The organism is Maribacter sp. PR1, from assembly GCF_028464145.1.
Classification (GTDB): Bacteria; Bacteroidota; Bacteroidia; order Flavobacteriales; family Flavobacteriaceae; genus Maribacter.
In genome coordinates, this window is sequence record NZ_JAQPCG010000003.1 from 393856 (window position 1) to 413937 (window position 20082).

A 20082-nucleotide genomic window follows, 5' to 3' on the forward strand; every position below is an offset into this window, starting at 1 on the left:
AACTTTACTCTTAATAAAAGGTACAATTTGGAAAGAGTTTAGATATTAGTCTCATGAAATCTGACTCAATTAATCTGATGTTTTAGAATAAACTCGATTACTAGTCTAGTCATCATAAAATGGATTCTATGGCTATTCGCTTTTGTATCGATCTGCCTATCAGTTTTCAATATCTAAATTCAATTGGTAAGCTGCCGATCGTCCTTAACTTTGCCAAAACTTTCCAGCTCCATAAACTTTGATTTAAAAATCCTAGACGGTATTTTCTTTTTAAGAAGGTTGTGAAAATTTTGATCGTGAGTGGAAAGTATTATTTGTTTCTCTTGGTTAATCACTATACTTCTCAATAAATCAATGGTAGAAAGAACATTGATACTGTCCATTGATTGAATAGGGTCATCTATAAAAATGCAATCGTATTCATGAGAATTTAAGGCAGAGGCCAAGAAAATACTTAAACTTAAAATATTTATTTGGGCCGTACTAAAATATAAGTTTGGTATTAATGTACTTTGATTGTTGTTATCTTTCACAAAAACATCCAAGCTAGGAGTACCTAAGTCAAAATTAGCCTTGAATTCGACAGATTTGAATTCAGGGTGCGGATCAATTTTTTCATAAATCTCATTGATTAATTCCACATAAAAGAACTCCTTAATTTTATTTTCAAGGAACTCTTTAGTTTTTTTAACCTCGGCATTTATAATAGGTGTGACCGATTTTTTCACTAGAGCCAGTTCACCTTCTTCTTTCTCCAATTCAATCTTGGCATTCTTGCGCTCTAAAAACGGAACTATATTTTGGCTGTATTTGTCCAGCTTTCTGTAATCTTCAAGTTTTTTCTTGGTTTTTTTCAGTTGTGCTTTAGTCTCATTTTCTTTTTGTGACAACAACCGCGTAAGCGCTTCATCGCTTAACTCGGGGCCTTCAATGGATAGGCTTTCTTGAAGGAATCTTTCATAAGCTGCAATTTTCTTTTCTAAATCTTTTTTTTGGTCTTCGGCACCGCTTAGTTTGCTTTGCTGGTTATTTTGGCTAAGGGATTTTAGATTTTCTTCCAGGTTTTGGATTTCCTTCCGTAGCTCTGCCAGCAATTCCTGAACCTTGTCTAATGCCGATTGATTTTTTTTAGTTTGCTTTTCAAGAAACCCCTTATTGATTTTTTGACCCGGATTGTTGTCTTCAAACCAATTCTCTATTTCGATAAAGCTTTTCCCAGATTTTAAATTTTCAATTTCCGTGGCAATCAATTCAATTCTACCAATAATTTCTTTTTCATTTGTTTCTAGGTTTGTCAATTCTTGATCGGTCTTGGCTAATTTGGTTCTTGTATCCTCCAAATTTTTCAAAATGCCTTTTAGCGATTCTTTTAAAGCACTTGTATGGTTCTCAAATGACTTGCCATTGGTTTTGTTTATCAGCCCGGCTTGGTTCTCTTTAAGCTTGGCCAAATCACTCTCTTGGGCCTTTAATAATTTTTGGTCCTCAGTTCTACTGTTATCAATTTGGATCCTTCTTTCTTTAAGGTTCTTGAGTCCATTGTCATAAAATAACATCAAATCATTTAGCAACTTTTCCAGTTCGGTGTCGATTTTTGCCATTTCATCGAGCGACCTATTTTTTTGTTCGAGAAGAATTTTTAAGGATTCGGACAAAGCTCGATTGTTGGATATTTTATCTGCCAATGTTTTATACGAATCATATTGGTGTTCGCACAGTGGGCAAGAATCCGTTTCATTGCGATTCACAATATCCAAACCTGATGCTATAAAACCTTGGATAGTAGTATTAAGCTCTTCTTGTTGCGTTATAGTTTCCGCTAGCTGTTTTAGCTCGTTTTTAATGGTGAATTTTTGTTGTGATTTTGCCAGTAAATCTTCTACCACTTTATTCAAACGCGGACTTTCCGAAACGGATGTAAGTGCATATTGCCCTTCTTTAGCTTCCCTTTTCACCAGCTCAAGTTCAGAAATTTGCTCGTCAATTTTTTCTAAATCAGCCCTGTGCTTATCCATTATATCTTCAAGGTCCAATATTCTTTTTTCTCCCTGGTCAATAGCGGTAGCTGTTTTTTCGAGGTTCTCTTTTAACTTGGGTAAGGACTCCTGTTCTTTTTCTAGACCAACTTTATTTTTGGCCAAACTGTCCAAAGTTGCCTTTTCATCAATCTGCTTTCTCCGAACTTGCTCGATTTCTTTATCTAGCTTTGATTTTTGTTTTCTTAAATCTTTCTGTTCTTCATGTTTATCATCTATTTCTTTCTGGGTTTCAAGATAGTTGTCAAACTGGGTTATTAACCTTTCCAAGATCTTGGCCTTTCCTTGTAAAGCCTCTCTTTCCGAATTTCCACTTTCAAGTTCATTCTGAGCAGCTTCAAGCCTCTCGAACTGTTTTAGGTTTTCTTCTATGGCTTTGATTTCAGCAATTAATTTCCTTAGGTTATCTCTAGCCTCAAAATATTGTTTTTTAGAAAACAAACCTTCTTTACCAACAATCGCATTCTCAATTGCCATTAACAGTAACGCCAAATCTGTTGAGTTGTCTTCTTCTATCAATGCTTTGGCCAAAACATCTTGTAAATCCTTAATTTCCTTCTTTGATGCAGATAGCGTTATCAAATCGGAAATGGGCTTTTGATAATCGGTATTTATCTTCTGTATAAGGTTATTAACTGTTTCCAAAATATCCTCTTCGTCCTCTTCCGAGATTTTTGATTTTAAGACCTTGATATTTTCCCTTAGTTCAGCTAAATGTTTTTTATTGGTTTCTTGTAATACTTTTATTTTTTGATAATAAACATCGGTTTCTTGAAGTTCATGATTCTTCATAAACTTGCTGTATCGTATTTCGCCGTCATCCTCTTTTAAGAAGGCGGAAATCCATTCTTGTGACAAAATCACATCTCGAAATGCCAGTTGTTCACCAACATCCTTTTTTGTGTCTGCTTTGTTTGAACCGTGCACCTTTAAAAGCCGTTCAACCGGTTTCTCGTCACGATCGGTGAAGTATCGTACGAAAGTTGGACCAGAAGTATTTGTATTCCTTAATAGATTTACCTGCTTTTTATCCGTGTCCAATTCACGAAGGGTGTTTATTGATTTTTCGGTATCCTTGCCCCTGCGCCAAAGCCTACTTACATTGTTGGTTATGCCCCATTCGACCGCGTCATAAAAAGAAGTCTTTCCAAAACCGTTTGGGGCATATAGGGATATAAAATTCAATACCTCACCTTCTGGCGTTGTAAATTTGAACGTGGCATCTTCTGACTTGTCATAGGCCCTGAAACCGGATATTTCTACGGATTTAAACTTCATTTCTTGTTTATGATTTTTTCGACCAATAGGTCATATGCTTTGCGGGCATCAGGCGTTGTGTTAATTTTTTTTAATGTCTTACCCTTTAGAACTTCTTGTATTATTTTGTTTGGTTCAAAGACATTTTGTGTACTCTGTGTGGAAACACCAATATTGACAAGCTTATTCAATATGTGGTCCTCTACCGCGGATTTGTGACTTTCACTCTTATCAATGATTATCTTTCTACAGGAAAATGTGTCGTTCTCAATCTTGTATTTTAGACCCTTGTCCACCGCTTCAGAAAGCCTGAAAAACAAATAGATATTCCAACGTTCAAATTCCTTCTCCAATTTATTTTGGAAATTAATCGCAATAAGGTTCACTATTTGTTGCCAGCTTTCTTCCAAGACCTCGTACCCTTCAATATCAACAAAAAAAGCGTGCGCCTTACCGTTTCCCAAATCTATCTCCTCGTATAATAGTGATAAATCCAAGAATTGTTCTTGAAAAGCTTCCTTTACGTTACCACTCGGGGATGAATCTTTCATATAATCGTTTTAATGTGGCCAAGGATTCGTTTGGCAGACTGTTATCAAAATCTTCATCCAACTCTGTAACAACCCTTTCTTTAAAGGCCGAGATATTTATAAACTTATATTTTTCAAGAGGAAATTCTGATGCTACGTCAATATCATGGCCAAAATGGGTTTGTGCATATTGCTTTCTCGCTTCCGCGATATTTGATGTTATCTTGCTTAAATCAAGTATTTCCATTTCCCTATCTACGGAAGGGATGTTAGAAGCAACGACAACTATACCATCTGGTCCTAAACCCGAGTAATCCAACTTGGGCAAATCCATCAGGTGTGCCGTCCAAAAATCCTGATTGATGTCCGAAAAAAACATTCTGACTTTCTCAAAAACCACTGGCATGTCAGCTAAACTATGGGCCTTGTTTTTGGCTATATTCAATATCGTGAGAAACTCTAACCACATTCGCCATATGCCCCTTTTCTGCAATTCAAAATTAGTTTGCTCCAACAGCAAAAGTCTATTGCTCAAATGCTCTTTAATATAGTTCGGGGTAATATCACTATCCCTTATCTCGCTTGCCTTTACCTTTAACAACTCCGTGAGCTTATCCCTTCTGGAAACTATTACCTCTTGTGGCCCGGTTATAATAGAAAAGATTTCATCCTCAAAAAAGGAAAACGATTTTAAATATGCCGGCAATAATTTCTCCAGCGCTCCCGCGTTTTCGTTTGCATCAATAATTTGATTATAGTATTTTATGGGAATAAAACCAATTTGTCCCAATGCCTGTACGGCGTTGGTTGCCATTCTACTTTGAATCCCGAGAATGGATAAATGATCTGTCTCTATTTTCAAGAACCCGCCTCCGGACATTCCCGCAACGTTATCATAGTTGACCGTACCGAACAATTGTGCCATATGGCAATAATTTCCAGAGGCAAGTATCCTTTCTACCCTATAAGGAGAATACCGCTCCCCCTCGGCACTATCTCTATTCTGAGAAGGAAATCCACAAAGTTGATACCCAACATTTTCGTTGATTTCATTTTTCACAAAAAGTTCTTTGAAACCATCTAAATAATCAATTTTCAGTATCGCGGCGTCTGCCTGGGAGTGCGGAAAATAATTAACACCCAATTCCAGAGTAAACGGTATCAATTCCTCCGACCAGCCGTCTTCGTTTTTCAGATGTCTGAAAATATCAATTTCGGCTCCATTTTGTAAAGCACTGAACAAATGCTTCGCTGTTAAAATATAGGTGTATTCATTCGTCATAGGCTGAAAGAAACATCCACTGCCTTCCCCTACTCTAACACTATATCTCTTTAAGTCTTCTGCGGTCATTTTGAAACGGGGTATTCTGAAATCAACTTCGTTTCAAAATTGGGAAAATCATTTAAATCCTGTTCGGTAAAAATACTCTTCTTTACGTTCTCATAATTGAAATAAATGACTGCTTGGGGATTGACGCTAATTATTCTGGCCAATGTTGCCTTGTGAGGATGACCATGTGAAGAACTATCCGTACTTATTACGTACTTATTCGTTTTTACAACTTCCAAAAGTTCTTTATGCATATTACTTTTACTGCCATGGTGGGATATCTGAAATAGTTCGACCGGGATAGGTTTTTCCTTGGAATATCCCAATTCCTGTAAAGACTTTAATACCCGATCAGGATGGGAATCGGCCAGAAATAAAAAATTCTTTTCGGCATAGGTTAGAAGCACTGTAATGGAACTTCCGTTCTTCACACTTGTATCTTGTTTAAAACGAAAGCTGTCCAGTGTTTCTTTTTGGATGATATCTTTCAGATTTTTTGCCCAGTCCTCTTTCTTTCCGCTTGTATAAACAGGATCTCCCGTTTTCTTATTATACTCACCGACCAATTTTTTCAATTGTGAATTATCGGGAGACAGTATTTTTAATTGGACTCCAAAGAGGGCAAATTCATCACCTTGTCTTATAATTTTTTTGTCCCAAATCTTATGTTTTAGCAAATAGTCTTCAAATTCAATAGCCTCCGCCACCCCAGTGTACGTCGTATTAGGTACTTTGAGATTTAGCCGTAAATCATTATTCTCTTCTTTTTTGAAAAACTGGGCAATAGATTTGCCCGAATTAAACCAGACCTGGCCCACAAGGTTGTAGGCCTTCGCATCCGTTGAGAACCATTTTAACAAGCCTTCGATATGGTCATTATCAATATGGGATAAAATTAGTAGGTCGATTTTTTCCTTTCGCTTTTTAATTTTTTCAATTTCTAGGTGCAACTGCCCATATTGGTTATAACTTGAGTTAAAATACGTTGATGACATTCCCCCATCAATCAGTATATTTCGTGAAGTACCTTCATCATCTTGGTGGGAAATGAGGATGCTATCTCCCTTATGTGCCTCTAAAAATTTAATTATCATGGACTAAAGCTGCTACTTGAATATATTTTAAAAAACATTTTTAAAAGGCAAACGAATTTTAGCTCAAAAAGAGGCCTGTTTACCAATCGACAAGAAAGGGGGTGATGTCAGTAAAAACTGACGCTAAAAATACTAAAATTAATAATACATACGGAAGACCGATCTTTTATAATTAGATTTTCATATTTATCCAATCAGCCATTGCTTCTTTAAAATATTTGTGTCCAAGATCGTGCAACACGTCTCCCTTGGTGTCCAAATTGGTTCTAATCGGTTGGTTATAAATTTCACCTATTTTCCATTTTTCGAAACATTGGTTCAAAAGTTCAATGTCGTCGTCATTGGTTAGATCCATATCTAGATCATAAAGCTCGTTAATCAAGTGATCTAGTTCATTGGCATTATCGTCTTGGGAATGCCTATGCAATAATGGGGACAAGCGAATAAACCGTTTCTTATTCTCTAAAGCCTGCCCCAGATTATTATCGAACCTCCATATATAAGTCATGTAATTTGCCCAGTCCGGAGGCTCATATAAAATGGTCTTAGCTTGATTTATAACGGTTTTCCCAAAAAACTTAAGGCCTAGACCCGGTTTTGTCTTTCGGTATTTTATAACATTGATATATAAAAGGTAAAAATATTTTCGCTCGCGTTGAGATGTGATCTTATTTGAGGTACCTAGTGAGATGATGTTAATCTCCTCTTTACTTACGCCAAGTTTAATGGCTTCCGTGAGACCGGCAGCCACTGGGTTGTTGAACCCTCCTAGAGCACCATCCCACAGATAAAAATTTCGCTCAGATCTTTGGGCCTTTATTCTAGCGGGAAAATCAAAATAGCCAATTGGTGCGTTTGTAGAACCACTAATGGCCTGGATGAGGTTAACAGAATCGAATGGCTTCCCTTCTTTCCCATAAGACTTGAAAAACTTCGCCTTATTATGGAGTGCGTCAAATGTGGTAACTACTAATTTAAGACTGGGCTTACCGATAAAATCAGGAAGGTCTTCCATTGGTATTGCTTCAATCTCACTGAACAAGCTTTTGAGTCCTGCATACTTCTTTTTGACCGAATACTTTGGGCCTGCTCCAAAAAGACCTACAAAATCGGCCGGAAAGTACTTTTCCCAAAAAGAGTTTTTGCTGAAAACCAAGGTTCTATTTTGCTTTTCATAGAAGAGGGACAAACACTTATCAATATCCCAATTACAGCAGAGGGCGGCCAGCACGAGACTTCCACCTGATGTTGCAATGACCAAATCATATTTTCCTAGTATTTCGTGACCCTTGCTATTTCCGTAACGTTCCCTTAAGGTGAGAAATTGGAGTAAAGACCAGCTACCGCCACCATCAAGAGAGAGAATATTGTACATATCATTATTGTTTATAAGTAATTTGTAAGATAAGTATTTCAACAATTATCAAAAAAAGCGGTCTACGTCTTACAATTAAACAGTGGCCAGTGAAACTACTTGATTTTAACTACATCCAGTAGAAATAAGATTTTTCCTATCTTAAAAGCAATATCGAACATTTTGAAAAACAAAAAGCAACTCTTTATCGATTTTGACAACCCTTCCTACACTTGGCCATCACAAGAAGATTTCCCCATAAATGAAGACGGGCGAAAAATTAAAGATATTATTCTTGAAGACCTGAAGGCCTCTAAAGAATATCTCATCATCACAGGTTTCACCTCACTAGCAAATATCGTAGAAGTATTTGGCAGTGAGCCTCTTGACATTACCAGAAAAACAAGGATTCTTTTAGGATTTGAACCCGAAGTGCGTAAAAGAAAGTCTTGGTCTAAGACCCCACTCTCAGAAGAAATCAAGGAATATTGGATCGATAGGGGTATTGATGTCCTGAAAGGGGGCAAAGTTATCCAGACCATTGAACATATCAATAATGGAACTATCGAATTTAGGATAAAGGAACGACAACACTCCAAACTGTATGTAGGAGACCGCCATGCCGTTTTGGGATCGGCCAATTTCTCCATACAGGGTATTACCACCCAAAAAGAGGCATCCATTAGAGTAGGATCACAGCCTTACCAAGATGTAGGTGTTTCTGATTTCAATAAAGATTTGAATCAATATCAGTATGACAATATTCGAAAAAAGGCATTGAATTTCTGGGACCAAGGACAGACTTATGATATGAAGTCATTATTGGAAGGTTTATTACAAAAAGTCCCTTGGGATCAGGCGCTGGCACGTGCCTTGGCCGAGATTCTTGAAGGTAACTGGATTTCAAATTATCCAGAATTCAAAAATAAGATTGATAACGCAAAGCTTTGGCCCTTTCAAATTAGTGGTCTTGCCAAATCCATGATATTACTGGACCATCAGGGTAGTGTTCTTATCGCCGACCCTACTGGTTCGGGGAAAACCAGAATGGTCACCATATGCATGCTTTCCCTTATCCACAAATTATGGGAAAGTGGTCGGCGTGACCAATGTAATAGTTTGGTCTTATGTCCAAAAAATATCGTTGAAAACTGGGAAAAAGAAAGTCTTAATCTAAGTTTCCTGAACACGCCGCCGATTTCCATGGGAATTTTACAACGAGAGGGACGCAATAGAAACAAGACCATTAAAGCCCTCCAACTGACCAACATACTGGTTTTGGACGAAGCCCACAACTTTCTCTCAAGAAAGTCCAATAGAAGCAATGCATTCAAGGAACATAATGCAAGCTACGTCATTCTTTCAACCGCAACGCCAATAAATAAGAAAGCGGATGATCTTCTTCGCATCATAGAGCTTTTAGGTCCGGATAATTTACAGGATGAGGAACTTTTAAAACTGAAAGAATTATATAAAACTCCCATTCGCGAAAAGAAGGCCGAAGATCTCAAAAGATTGAATCGATTCATCCAAAAGTTCATTTTGAGACGAACAAAAAAGAGACTTAACCAACTCATTGACAAAGAACCGGAGGCTTATGTGAATAAATTCGGTAACAGGGCTAAATTTCCCAAAGTCAATAATAGAACCTACAAGACGGCAGAGACGAAACAGGATATTGAAATTGCGCAACAGATCGGGGTCAAAGCAAAACAACTTCGAGGACTGATCTATTTGAGAAAATTTAGGATACCGGTATACATAGAAAAAGAAGATACCGAGAGGATCATGGTCTACTACAAACAACGCATCAAAACGGCCACGGCGTTTACCGGTTACCATATTCAGAATTCACTGCGCTCTTCCACTGCGGCATTAATGGAACATGTAGTTGGTACGCAAACAACAAAAAAATTTTATGACCTTAAAGGGCATAAGTCGGATACGGGCAACATCATTTCAAAATTGGAATCTTTTCGTGAAAAACCACTCCCCAGAAGTGATTATCCCCAATTACTCCCAGATTGGCTCACAGATTCAATAGAATATGAAAAAGTAATAAACCATGAAATAAAGACCTATAAAGAAATTCTAGAGTTATTAAAGTCAATGTCAGATAGTCGTGAACGAGGAAAAGCGAAGCAGTTAATGCTATTGGTAGATAAACATGGGCTGGTCTTGGGTTTTGATAGTACGGTGCTCACATTGTTCTATCTTAGAAAATTACTTAGGGAATTTGGGTACCCCGAAAAAATCCATTTGGTGAGCGGCAGTAGTGACGCAGCAAGACTGGAGGTTCAGGAAGTCTTTGGAATCGATTCGAAGGTTGAACGGGGACTCGCACTTTGTTCCGATGTGATGGCAGAGGGGGTTAACCTTCAAAGAGCAAAGGCCCTTTTACAGTTGGATTTTCCCAGTGTTATGCGTTTGGCCGAGCAACGTGTCGGAAGATTGCACCGTATGGACAGTCCCCATGACGACATAGAAGTATTTTGGTCAAAAGATTCCGAGTCATTTGCGTTAAAGGCCGATCGCCGTTTGGTACGTACCACGATTCTAACGGAAAAGCTTATAGGTGGCAATCTTGACTTGCCCGATGAACTTTTGGAGGGTGAAGAAGACCTGATTTCTGCAGCAGAATTCATACGTGAGTTCAACCCTTTTGAAAGGGAAGACTCGGATTGGCAAGGTCTTAATGATGCCTTTGATCCTCTTTATAGATTAAAAGAAGGTAATAATGCTATTATCAAAGAGGAAGTTTATGAAGAACTAAAACGTACAAAAGCGTCAATTCAATGTAGGGTAAGCTTTGTGAAATCAAAAGAAGATTGGGCATTTATATGCACTAAGGGGACTGAAAAAAAATCCCCTCTTTGGTTGTTTATAGAAGCCTCTGGTGTTGTACACAACGAATTTTCGGTTATTTGTCAATTACTTCGTGAAAACTTGGATAATGTAACCGATATTGACTGGAGTCCTAAAACATTGGATAATTTCATCTCTATTTTTAGGAGAAATGAGCGCAACGCCATTCCTAATAAAAAACGTCGGGCTTTAGAGGTAGCAGAATTCCTTTTGACGAAACAAATACGGTATGAAAAAGATGATACGATAATTCGGTTGATTAAAGAACTGCAAAAAGCGTTTAGAGCGGGTTACCGCATTGACGAAATGGCCATAGACTATTCTAGATTTGCCGAACTCTGGTTGGAACTTCTGATGCCGATGCTAAAAGAAAAGCAACTAAAAGCTACGAGGCGTGCCCTTATAACGTTGGAAAATCTGAAAACTCCATGGCTAAAACGATACTTTGAGCCTGAGCGATTAAAATCCATCTATGACCATATTCCCTTGACCGAAAAATTGGAAAAACGTATTGCGGCATGTATCGTTGGTATAAAAAATAAATGATTCCCGAATATAGGTTTTTGACTTCGCTGAAATATATCTCATCGGTGCGGTAAAGTATAGGTTCGTTTTCTCTCATTCTCACACTATATTGTGATTTACATGCCTGTCCCCCACTTTAGATATTATTTTTACCTCATTATCTCATTATAATGTGATTTTTGTTGTAAGTATTGAATTTTATAACTATTTTTATACCTAAATCACATTATAGTGTCAAAAAAGAAGATAGGCAAGAGCATTAAAGCACGTAGAAAAGCGCTACGGGTAACCCAACAACAATTGGCCCAACTCGCCGATGTAAGCGTTAATACACTCTATAAAATTGAGCGTGGCCAGGCAAACCCTACCCTTGAAACCTTGGATGGAATTGCGGATGTATTGGGAATGGAGGTATGCTTAAAAGTAAAGAAACTCTAGATTGATTATATGAGGCAGGCCAAAATATTATTTAAGGGAGAAGAAGCGGGCATACTTACCCAGTATGACGATGGAAGCTTTACGTACCGCTACCATGACCAATGGCTTGGCGATTCGGGAAAGCCGGCCATAAGCCTAACGTTGCCCAAAACCGAACAGGAGTACCGTTCGGAACATCTGTTCCCATTTTTTTTTAATATGCTTCCAGAGGGGACAAACAAACAGGTCGTGTGCAGACATATGAAGATAGACCAAGACGATTACTTTGGCCTGTTGCTGACAACGGCACGTTATGATACGATCGGTGCCATAACCGTAAAGAAAATTGAGCAACCGATATGAGTTTACCGATGATAAAATATTGTCCCGGCACTTTGGCAGAGGGGTATGAAACCTACAGCACGACCTGTTTGAGAAGGGTGTTTGATGGAAGAAAGGTAAACCATATATTGCCTTACGATTCCCCGGCCAGCAACGAAGCCACGGATGAACTCTTTGTTGAGAACCGAAAAAGGATTTCGATTTCAGGGGTACAGGAAAAATTTTCCGTCCTTTTGGAGAAAAATAAACTTCGGCTTATTAACGAAGGGGAGCAAGGGACATATATTTTAAAACCAATTCCCGGTGCAGGTAAAAATCCTGACCAGATGCCCGCCAATGAGCATTTGACGATGCAGATCGCACGTCAGGTATTCGATATCGAGACCGCCGAAAATGCGCTCATATTTTTTAAGGATGGAACACCGGCCTACATTACCAAGCGATTTGATGTAAAGAAAGGTGGTGGAAAACTTGCCAAAGAGGATTTTGCTTCCTTGGCGGGAAGGACTCCCCAGACCCATGGGGAGCACTATAAATATTCGGGTAGTTATCTTGAGTTGTTCGAACTTATGAAAAAATACCTGCCCGCCTATCAATTGGAGGCACCGAAACTTTTCCGACTGCTCGTCTTCAATTATCTTTTTTCCAATGGGGATGCCCATTTCAAAAATTTCTCGTTATTGGAAACAGAATTGGGAGATTTCAGGTTAAGTCCTGCCTATGACCTGCTCAATACACGAATGCATATAGAAGATTCCGATTTTGCGTTAGATGACGGCCTGTTACCTAAGAACTTGTCCAAAGGCAAGGTTATGCAACAATTTCTTTCGCTTGCCGAACACGCAAAAATTGGCCAAGGCCAATTGGATGGGGTCTTGGAGAAATTGCTGTCGAATTCTGAAGAGGTCGAAAAACTAATAGACGCTTCCTATCTAAGCGATACGTCCAAAAGAAATTATTTACAATCGTATCAAACAAGGCTTAAAAAACTAAATCGAAAGTAATAGGTATAAATTCCAACGAATACATCTCCTGCTTGAAAAAATATGCATATTGCAACTCTACCACAAATCACATCGACAATATGAAAAACCTGAACAACTTTACGTTCTCTGATGTCAAGGCCATATACGATTTTCTTGAATTGAGAAAAGACATTGTCTCCAAAAACCCCGAACATTTTGAAAAGGGAGAAGTTCACACAATCCTCGCCAAACAAAAAATTGTTTGGCAGCAACTCCATTCTAGAATGAACGAAATAGAAGAATTAAAATCCTATGAAAATGAATGAGATGTACACAATTTATGTCCACTTTCCATGTGCTGAAGATTATATGGATAAGGCCGTGCAACTTGAGATTCAGATGCCCTTTGTGCCTAGAATCGGAGATTGCCTCTTTATTGACCCTCAAGATTATAAACATTTAGAGAGAAAGGTAGAGCAAACCGAAGCCTTGAAAAAAAGATACAAGAGATGGATTTATGGCGGGCAGCGATGTTCTTTTGATGATGCCTCCATTGTTATCGCAGTTGTCTGGAATAACAACGATAGCACTATTCACATTGAATTGGGAGAAAACATAGGTGAGGAAAGGGATTAAATATCCAATGTACAATAGTTCCTTTTTTTAAGTGTCACACCAAAATCGGGTTAACCCTCCCCGATTCCAAATTCACGAATGCCCCATGTTTCTGAATTTGCTTATGGTACAACAACCGAAACAGACAATCGGCTGCATGGGCAACCAAAACATCATTGATAAACAACGATTGCTCGTTCAGCTTGTCGGAATAGGCACATCCCCTACCCTGCAAATTGGGCGTATCATGCGCATCCAAATCGGGGAAAAAGTCGATGATGTTTTTGAGTTTGTCCACCATTTCAAAATCCTCCCGTTCTGTTTTTCGTTCTTCCTCGAACAACGTTCCCAATACGAATTGCCCACTATCCCTACTGTTACCAATGTCCAACCAATAGAACATGCTTTGATATTCCGAACCTTTAAAGGGAAATCCAAGCGATTTTGATAACAGCGTTCTAAATCGGGCATTATCCACACAAGTGATGATGATGTTCGCCCGAATATCCTCGCCATTGGGAATTGCGTCCATAGGAATACCTTCCCATTGCAGACCAAAGGCAATATTTACCTTATTGACGGCATTGACCACTTTATATTCCCCAACATCACTGAGGGCATAGAGTTGTCTGCCTACATTGTTGTTTTCCACCACATCGGAATCATAAGCGATTATGTGCAACCCTGGGTGTCCGATCTGGCGCAAGGCAAAATCCATCCTTGCCAACCGTGCCAGCATCAATGACCCTGTTCCCCCCACCCCAATCAATGCAATGGTAATTGGATGGGTGGGGTTATAGAAATAATTAGGCGCAAAGTGTATTCTAGTCTTCATATAAATCCTTTAAAATCAATTTGTTTTCATTCAATAGCCCATCATCAAAGGACGTTTTCCCAAAATTCCGTTTCATTACATCGACGATATTTCCTTTCGCAATGTGGTTGTGATGGGTTGCCGTAAAGACGGAACGGAAAAATTGCTGTTCCACGAATCCCATGATATCCTCGTAATATTCAAAGCCGTCATAATCCATCGTGGTGTTGCCCATACAAACCTTTCCGTGCCGTCCTACGTTCAATAAGGGTGCGTGATACAATGGCATAGTGTCGGTCAATTTATCCTTTCGATGGAGGGCAAAGACTTTGAGGTTATTTCCTTCGAGTTTGAAAACCAGTTTTGGCAGGGGATAACTTCCCGAAGCGATACCCGTTCGTGTATCGAAATACAGGGTGTGCTGTTTTGGATGGACGTACCATACCAGTTGGAGATTTCCCTTGAAATCGAAATGGATAAGGTTCTTGGGCAACATTCCCTTAAAACGGAACTTTATTAAATCGCCCTCTAAACACCTAAAAAGGTTTCGGGCGGTATCTTTGGTCAACGGCATCCCTGCCGTAAGCTTTGCCCCTACGATGTTGTGATATGAAAAGTAGTGTCCCCTGTTGTAATAATCTTCCTCTTGGGAGTAGCCTATTATGGCGAATTTTGGAAGAAAGTGTTCATCGGGCTGTAAAATAGCAATCTGTTCCATGTTCAAAGTAGTCTTAAAAGTTCGTTGAGATCGGTGAGAAATTCTTCCAACCGATTGAGATTGTAGATCAAACCTTCTTCGAAAGGTTGAATGTTTCCTTTTTCGACCGTAGTAAGTTCATAAGCCGAAATTATGTCGTATTCGTTGGAACATTCGTTGAGCATTTCGATATAGGAACGGCTAAACTCGCTATCGGCATCATCAACAATCAGGAAAGATTCCCAATGCTCGAACATACTTTCATAGGCATCCCGTGTTCCGATACGGAACGGCGCCTGAAAATCAATGGTATCGGCTTTTGATAACAGTTCCTTGATTCGTTTGTGCAGGGACTTGCGAGGACGGTATTTTAGCAAAAGGGATTTCCAATCCTGTGGTTCGTATTCATTGAAAAGCTTTTGGTAGCGACCGAAGAACCTGACCGAATTGCAATTCCCAAAAACACTACCGTTTTTTCTGTGGTAGGCTTCTTCCTCGAAAAGATATTCCCAGAGCCAGTCCACCCTATCCTCGCCCGTATGAAAAAGGTTGATATAGGGTAGGCTTTTGATGAAGGACATCAGTATATCAAAAAGCATGGGGTTTTTCCATCGAAGGGGCATAACGGATTCCAACGGAATACAATAGACCGTGCTACGGTTTCCGATATGGCGTTTCAAGACCAAGCGCAAATCGGAATCTTCCCGTAAAACTTCGATATGGTCTATTTTAGCTCTTTCTTTTAAATGATTGGCGCATCGCAGTATCAGATCGTCCATTCCATCGGATGCCGAAAACCGCCAATCGTCAATCTTTCCCGAAAAGTTTCGGGTCGCATCCACCATTAAACTGGCAAGTGCCTTTGTATCGACCGATGATTCATCCTCTAGTATCGGTTTGGAAAGCAAGGGCAATACGCTTAGGTCAGAAATGGAAAAACCTTTGGTTGCAGGACTTTTGGTCGATGCGTTCCGTACCTGTAATGGGATTGTTGAACCGCCTTGAACAATTGGGCGTGGAACTCTTTGAGTTCTTTTGATAATATGGGTGTCGGTTTGTGGGTGCATCTTTCGTGGTTTAGAAATTCATCAATGTTCATATTTCTATCCCTTTGTTCCTGCCAAGGTCTTGAAGTGGATTTCATGATAGCCATTGACAATCCCCTTGTCCATAATATTGGCGTTGGTCAGTTCGGCATAGATTTGCGAATAGTGTTCCATCACTTGCTGATGGGTCAATTGGCTATCCAGATCATCCAACTCGATGGAGTTGTTGTTGCCGTTTTGGTAGATGTACTTACGTTCTATTGTTGCGATTTCCATTATTGAAAAAGTTTAGGGGATTCGTATGCTTTCATATCCTTGATGACCTTTTGAGCTTCCTTGTGGCTCGCGTCTATCTTCAAAATTTGGTTGGCAAGGTCAGTTGCCTTCTTATGGTCGCTCATGGGATTAAAGTCCTTCTCTTTCAGAAGTTGCTTTAACTCGGTCGCCTTTTTGGAAGTAGATTCTTTTTTCTTCTTGGCCTGTTGTGTCTTTTGTTCGGTTTCCGCCAAGGTTTTCTCGAAAGCCACGGTATTCCTGAAAAGTGCCTTGGTCTGCTCCAAAGGTTTTTGAAGGATTTGAAAAAATTTCTCGTCCACTTCCGTTACGTTTCCACGCAGGGTAAGTGGTTTTAGGGATTGAAGTGCCTTGTCCTTGGCACTCGATTTGGGCAGTAGAGATACGCTTACCACATCCTCATTAAAGGAAATACTGATGCCAAATTGTTCGATTCCCGTTTGCCGTAATGTTGAAAAAAAGTCTGTCATAGTAACGGTATTTATTGTTCTTAAAAAACTATTTTAATTAGAAGCGGGGCTTGGTATAAACCGCATGAATTTGCCCCGCTCCTTCCTTAACTCACCTTCAAGATACGCCCATACCAATGAGAATCCACGGAAAAACAGGCTAAAATCCACCCTTATCTTCTTTCTCCCTATCCACAAAAAAAGCGCCCGATAGGGCGCTATATTCCAATAAAGGATATGAAATAGTTAAACGCAATAGGGTTTATATCTTTAGCATAAGTAAGACTTTTACTAATAAAAAAATAAATGTATTTTGGGCTCGCCTAAATACATAACCAAAAAACATATATACAAATGAAAATAAACCAGATCCTTGCAATTGGATTCATGACGCTAGCATTTGCATGCGGAAAGAGTAAAAAAGAAGTTGAAAAAGAACAAGCCAAAATTGAACTGGAACAAAAAAGATTGGCGGAACAACAGGAATTAGAGAGAATCCATATGGAAAAAATTGAAGTTGGAAAATCCAAACTAAGAATAGACTTGACCAATGAACTAGAAAGGCTTAAAGAATTGCTAGACCAAGAGAATAAAAAAATGGAAGAGATTGGCAGATTTCAGTTAGGTCGTTCAAGCACAACAAAAGAAAAGCAACTCAATGACCAAAGCACTAAAATTAGAAAGCTGAATGATTATATATCAAACTTAGAAAACGAGATTTCTCTAATAAACTTAAGGGAAACCTTTGATTTTCAAAACACCCCGGAAGGAGTAATAAACTATTTGTTCGAGTCAGCGAAGAATCATGATTTCAGTAAATTGAGATATCTGTGTGACCCTTACGGTGAAAATGATGGAGATGTGCGCGGAATTTGTTTAGTGGAAATGCAACCAAAGGAAATGCAGAATAAATTTGCCGAAAGTTTTAAGAATGGAAGAATCATGGGAGAAGCAAAAATTGAGAACGAAACTGCAAAAATTGAAATCGCTTTTGGGCCTGGTTCCGACAAACTTGAAACAGTAGGGCTTGTCAAAAGACTTGATAACTGGTATCTCTCAGGGCTATAAATACTAATTATTTTCGGTTTACTATACCTCAATAAAAATATGCCTGTACGAACAGAAAAAATATTTGGCGATGTCACTCCAAAATCCGTTGAGGAGATACTCTTGAAGGAATTACCTAAAAATTCATGGCTGATTGATGAAAAAATCAAATTCGCTAAGCAACTCAATAACTATATCTCGATTATCGATGACCTAGAAAACGTAAAGGATCTTATTCAGGAACTTGTCGTTATCCGCGAGAAAGAGGTTAAAGCAAATAAAGAGGAAAGGAGACTGATAAAAAGAGCACTTTTTATAACCGCGATTATCAACTATGCTCGATGCTTTAATAGTACTAAAAAGGACGGAAGAAATTCTATTGACATCAAACTCATCAGAAAAGATTTTCCAAAATACAATGATATAGAAGTTGCCGATTTATTACGATTTCATAAGTATATTATGGGTTTAAGAAATACCTTCATTGCACACGCGGATAGGAATATTTATGAAACCGATAGGGCTCATATTGAATTTGAATATGATGGAAAAATCCTGAATTCCACCTTTAGTCATTACTCTATCAAAGTGTTTAGTTTCGATGAAGTCCAACTGAAGAACTTTTTTATTTTAACCAATTTACTCCTCATAAAGGTTGAAGAAAAAAAGCGTGCTTTGGTTGATAAGGTAAAAAACGAGGTCGGTAATCGAAAGTTATTGGAGATTGGTTTGAAACTATCGAAAAAAACCTGAATCTTCCTCTACGTCTAAAATCTGGATTCTCTTTTATTTTGAGTAAAGTAAATCATGAAAGGAATTTGTGCATTATATGGAAATGAGACAGATTTGATGGAAAGCCACATTTTTCCAAAATTTGTCATCAAGCATACCAAGAAAACGGGGTCAAAATTTTTGAGAAAATTGGTTGAACCCAATAAACGGGAACAAGATGGAATTAAACATCATTTGCTAAGTTTTAAAGCAGAGCAAGATTTTGCAGTTCGCGAAAAATGGTTCGCCGAGAAAATTTTTCATCCTTTCTTGGAAGGTACTACAGAACTAGAATACAACGAAAATCTCTACTATTTCTCAATTTCGTTTCTATGGCGAATACTATTGTCCGAATTCAGAACGACGGAAAATATAAAGAAACGATGGTATTTTGAACTACTTCAAGAGGTAGAAGAGGAATGGAAGTTTTATTTGCGGACAGACACTATTCCCGGAAAGTTTCACAACGTAAACCTATTTTTGACGGATAGGATAAAATCACATTCAACAGATTTAAAGGGAGTCGACTTTTACTTCACTAGAGCGTTAGACGGAACAATTGTAAGTGGCCCATCTAAAGAGTATGTAATAGTATATGGAAAGTTCAACCGCTTTGTCTTTTGGAGTGTCATCAAAAGCCCTGGATATCTGGATGAACTTTATGATGTTGAAATTCATCCAAAAGGGGGGAGTATTGAAATCCCCCAGAGGTTAGAATATGAACCGATAACAACTTTTATGACCAATCGAATTAAAAAAATAGCAGAGTTTCCACTTCCAAGCGAAGCTCAACAAGATAGAATTGTAGAAGAAATAATGAAAGATCCTGAAAGTTTCTGGAAATCTGATATTGGACGATCCATGTATAATGATAGGTTCAATCTAGAGAAATAATTTGTGATGATAGAAACCTACTTAAACCTAACTGTAAATCGAAAAACTGATATTGAACTTATTCAAGGATTATTAAGGGAACATGAAATTAAAGCACCCATTGTCATCGTAGAATTCGAGGATAGGTATGAGATTAATTTCACAAGTGAATATGAGCAATGGGAATTGGAATCAGAAATTCTTAAAGCTTTTCCTGAATATGAGTTTACCCAAAGTTTAGGAAAAGGCCGCAAAGAAATACGAATAGAATTTTCAAGACAACAATCAAGTTTATCTTCTGATAATTGGGGCCGACCCTTGGAAAATCCAATAAATGAAACAAAATACTTGGTTAAAAGGTCTCAGCATAAAATTATAAAATTCAGCCCTCAAGTAAAAGTACTTTTAGGTGACACTGATGAATTCTATTACATAAATATTATTGGCGGAGTGGACAAGGTAAACAATAGAACAGGTTATTTAGTGTTGGATGATTTTCGAGAATTTGATAAAGACAAAGAAACGGGTTTTTTAAAAAATGAACTCCACGAAACACCAATGGAGGCTTTTCGGGCCGGAGTGCGACAAATCAACTATTTGGCCGAATCGGATTATGAAGAATACTTGAAAGTCAAAAAACGGAATAAGAGAAAAAAGAAAAAGTAAACCTTACTGTCTACTAAAAGCGCCCGATAGGGCGCAAGCGTTAGGGATAGCAGCGTCATCGACCGCGGTGGCCCCCTTAGGGTTCGTTGCCTTGA

The 20082-nt window shown here is 38.5% G+C and carries 20 protein-coding genes; 10 read left to right on the plus strand and 10 right to left on the minus strand.

The genetic code is table 11. The features are described from left to right. Positions 1-179: 179 nt before the first annotated feature. From PP182_RS08260 to PP182_RS08280, 5 genes are all read right to left on the minus strand, one after another. Positions 180-3314, minus strand: coding sequence for an AAA family ATPase (locus PP182_RS08260; protein WP_094998884.1), 3135 nt, complete (start codon positions 3312-3314; stop codon positions 180-182). Beyond that, entirely contained in the window at positions 3311-3844 is a 534-nt protein-coding gene (locus tag PP182_RS08265) for an ABC-three component system middle component 1 (RefSeq protein ID WP_094998885.1), read from the minus strand. Before PP182_RS08265 ends, PP182_RS08260 begins: the two co-directional genes overlap by 4 nt. Next, entirely contained in the window at positions 3819-5174 is a 1356-nt protein-coding gene (locus tag PP182_RS08270) for an ABC-three component system protein (RefSeq protein ID WP_094998886.1), read from the minus strand. Before PP182_RS08270 ends, PP182_RS08265 begins: the two co-directional genes overlap by 26 nt. Beyond that, positions 5171-6247, minus strand: coding sequence for a ComEC/Rec2 family competence protein (locus PP182_RS08275; RefSeq protein ID WP_094998887.1), 1077 nt, complete (start codon positions 6245-6247; stop codon positions 5171-5173). The genes PP182_RS08270 and PP182_RS08275 overlap by 4 nt, the downstream gene beginning before the upstream one ends. A 172-nt stretch (positions 6248-6419) precedes the next feature. Beyond that, positions 6420-7622: a patatin-like phospholipase family protein gene (locus PP182_RS08280; protein ID WP_158657210.1), complete on the minus strand. Its 1203-nt coding sequence runs from the start codon at positions 7620-7622 to the stop codon at positions 6420-6422. 162 nt (positions 7623-7784) lie between these two features. Here PP182_RS08280 and PP182_RS08285 point away from each other — a divergent pair, with 162 nt between their 5' ends. The 6 genes from PP182_RS08285 to PP182_RS08310 all read left to right on the plus strand — a co-directional run bounded on the left by PP182_RS08285 (position 7785) and on the right by PP182_RS08310 (position 13351). Continuing rightward, complete coding sequence (locus tag PP182_RS08285) at positions 7785-11012, plus strand: SNF2-related protein (RefSeq protein WP_094998889.1); 3228 nt, start codon at positions 7785-7787, stop codon at positions 11010-11012. A 210-nt stretch (positions 11013-11222) separates the two neighbouring features. After that, positions 11223-11429 carry a helix-turn-helix domain-containing protein gene (locus tag PP182_RS08290; RefSeq protein ID WP_094998890.1) on the plus strand — a complete coding sequence of 69 codons (207 nt, stop codon included), beginning with the start codon at positions 11223-11225 and terminating at the stop codon, positions 11427-11429. 9 nt (positions 11430-11438) lie between these two features. Then, a complete protein-coding gene (locus tag PP182_RS08295; RefSeq protein WP_094998891.1) occupies positions 11439-11771 on the plus strand; it encodes a HipA N-terminal domain-containing protein in 333 nt (110 codons plus the stop codon). Between the two features lie 8 nt (positions 11772-11779). After that, positions 11780-12754, plus strand: a complete 975-nt coding sequence (locus PP182_RS08300; RefSeq protein WP_272650875.1) for a type II toxin-antitoxin system HipA family toxin — start codon at positions 11780-11782, stop codon at positions 12752-12754. An 80-nt stretch (positions 12755-12834) separates the two neighbouring features. Next, positions 12835-13041 carry a hypothetical protein gene (locus PP182_RS08305; protein WP_094998893.1) on the plus strand — a complete coding sequence of 69 codons (207 nt, stop codon included), beginning with the start codon at positions 12835-12837 and terminating at the stop codon, positions 13039-13041. 1 nt (position 13042) lies between these two features. Next, on the plus strand, positions 13043-13351 hold the full coding sequence (locus PP182_RS08310; protein WP_188669480.1) for a hypothetical protein: 309 nt from the start codon (positions 13043-13045) through the stop codon (positions 13349-13351). 34 nt (positions 13352-13385) lie between these two features. On the opposite strand, the gene PP182_RS08315 is transcribed toward PP182_RS08310, so the two are convergent. Genes PP182_RS08315 through PP182_RS08335 form a run of 5 tightly spaced genes read right to left on the minus strand, consistent with a single transcriptional unit; the run spans position 13386 to position 16651 of the window. Continuing rightward, entirely contained in the window at positions 13386-14165 is a 780-nt protein-coding gene (locus tag PP182_RS08315) for a PRTRC system ThiF family protein (protein WP_094998895.1), read from the minus strand. Then, positions 14155-14862, minus strand: a complete 708-nt coding sequence (locus tag PP182_RS08320; RefSeq protein WP_094998896.1) for a hypothetical protein — start codon at positions 14860-14862, stop codon at positions 14155-14157. Before PP182_RS08320 ends, PP182_RS08315 begins: the two co-directional genes overlap by 11 nt. Positions 14863-14864: 2 nt before the next feature. Further along, positions 14865-15908: a hypothetical protein gene (locus PP182_RS08325; protein ID WP_094998897.1), complete on the minus strand. Its 1044-nt coding sequence runs from the start codon at positions 15906-15908 to the stop codon at positions 14865-14867. A gap of 36 nt (positions 15909-15944) precedes the next feature. Beyond that, the gene (locus PP182_RS08330) at positions 15945-16163 is read right to left on the minus strand and encodes a PRTRC system protein C (protein WP_094998898.1); all 219 of its coding nucleotides are present in this window, start codon (positions 16161-16163) and stop codon (positions 15945-15947) included. Further along, positions 16163-16651, minus strand: a complete 489-nt coding sequence (locus tag PP182_RS08335) for a PRTRC system protein E (protein WP_094998899.1) — start codon at positions 16649-16651, stop codon at positions 16163-16165. Before PP182_RS08335 ends, PP182_RS08330 begins: the two co-directional genes overlap by 1 nt. Positions 16652-16984: 333 nt before the next feature. On the opposite strand from PP182_RS08335, the gene PP182_RS08340 reads away from it, so the two are divergent. The 4 genes from PP182_RS08340 to PP182_RS08355 are packed head-to-tail and all read left to right on the plus strand — an operon-like array spanning position 16985 to position 19987. Next, positions 16985-17698 (plus strand): hypothetical protein, encoded by a 714-nt coding sequence (locus PP182_RS08340; RefSeq protein ID WP_158657212.1) that lies wholly within the window; start codon positions 16985-16987, stop codon positions 17696-17698. A gap of 39 nt (positions 17699-17737) precedes the next feature. Beyond that, positions 17738-18430, plus strand: coding sequence for a hypothetical protein (locus PP182_RS08345; protein WP_094998901.1), 693 nt, complete (start codon positions 17738-17740; stop codon positions 18428-18430). Between the two features lie 54 nt (positions 18431-18484). Further along, positions 18485-19342: a hypothetical protein gene (locus PP182_RS08350; protein ID WP_094998902.1), complete on the plus strand. Its 858-nt coding sequence runs from the start codon at positions 18485-18487 to the stop codon at positions 19340-19342. Between the two features lie 6 nt (positions 19343-19348). Next, entirely contained in the window at positions 19349-19987 is a 639-nt protein-coding gene (locus PP182_RS08355) for a hypothetical protein (protein ID WP_094998903.1), read from the plus strand. The last annotated feature ends 95 nt before the right edge of the window (positions 19988-20082 follow it).

What these genes read in the sequence shown, in the direction of transcription:
- PP182_RS08260 (WP_094998884.1), bottom strand. Translation starts at nt 3,314, where the DNA reads ATGAAGTTTAAATCCGTAGAAATATCCGGTTTCAGGGCCTATGACAAG.
- PP182_RS08265 (WP_094998885.1), bottom strand. Translation starts at nt 3,844, where the DNA reads ATGAAAGATTCATCCCCGAGTGGTAACGTAAAGGAAGCTTTTCAAGAA.
- PP182_RS08270 (WP_094998886.1), bottom strand. Translation starts at nt 5,174, where the DNA reads ATGACCGCAGAAGACTTAAAGAGATATAGTGTTAGAGTAGGGGAAGGC.
- PP182_RS08275 (WP_094998887.1), bottom strand. Translation starts at nt 6,247, where the DNA reads ATGATAATTAAATTTTTAGAGGCACATAAGGGAGATAGCATCCTCATT.
- PP182_RS08280 (WP_158657210.1), bottom strand. Translation starts at nt 7,622, where the DNA reads ATGTACAATATTCTCTCTCTTGATGGTGGCGGTAGCTGGTCTTTACTC.
- PP182_RS08295 (WP_094998891.1), top strand. Translation starts at nt 11,439, where the DNA reads ATGAGGCAGGCCAAAATATTATTTAAGGGAGAAGAAGCGGGCATACTT.
- PP182_RS08300 (WP_272650875.1), top strand. Translation starts at nt 11,780, where the DNA reads ATGATAAAATATTGTCCCGGCACTTTGGCAGAGGGGTATGAAACCTAC.
- PP182_RS08305 (WP_094998893.1), top strand. Translation starts at nt 12,835, where the DNA reads ATGAAAAACCTGAACAACTTTACGTTCTCTGATGTCAAGGCCATATAC.
- PP182_RS08310 (WP_188669480.1), top strand. Translation starts at nt 13,043, where the DNA reads ATGTACACAATTTATGTCCACTTTCCATGTGCTGAAGATTATATGGAT.
- PP182_RS08315 (WP_094998895.1), bottom strand. Translation starts at nt 14,165, where the DNA reads ATGAAGACTAGAATACACTTTGCGCCTAATTATTTCTATAACCCCACC.
- PP182_RS08320 (WP_094998896.1), bottom strand. Translation starts at nt 14,862, where the DNA reads ATGGAACAGATTGCTATTTTACAGCCCGATGAACACTTTCTTCCAAAA.
- PP182_RS08325 (WP_094998897.1), bottom strand. Translation starts at nt 15,908, where the DNA reads ATGCACCCACAAACCGACACCCATATTATCAAAAGAACTCAAAGAGTT.
- PP182_RS08330 (WP_094998898.1), bottom strand. Translation starts at nt 16,163, where the DNA reads ATGGAAATCGCAACAATAGAACGTAAGTACATCTACCAAAACGGCAAC.
- PP182_RS08335 (WP_094998899.1), bottom strand. Translation starts at nt 16,651, where the DNA reads ATGACAGACTTTTTTTCAACATTACGGCAAACGGGAATCGAACAATTT.
- PP182_RS08340 (WP_158657212.1), top strand. Translation starts at nt 16,985, where the DNA reads ATGAAAATAAACCAGATCCTTGCAATTGGATTCATGACGCTAGCATTT.
- PP182_RS08345 (WP_094998901.1), top strand. Translation starts at nt 17,738, where the DNA reads ATGCCTGTACGAACAGAAAAAATATTTGGCGATGTCACTCCAAAATCC.
- PP182_RS08350 (WP_094998902.1), top strand. Translation starts at nt 18,485, where the DNA reads ATGAAAGGAATTTGTGCATTATATGGAAATGAGACAGATTTGATGGAA.
- PP182_RS08355 (WP_094998903.1), top strand. Translation starts at nt 19,349, where the DNA reads ATGATAGAAACCTACTTAAACCTAACTGTAAATCGAAAAACTGATATT.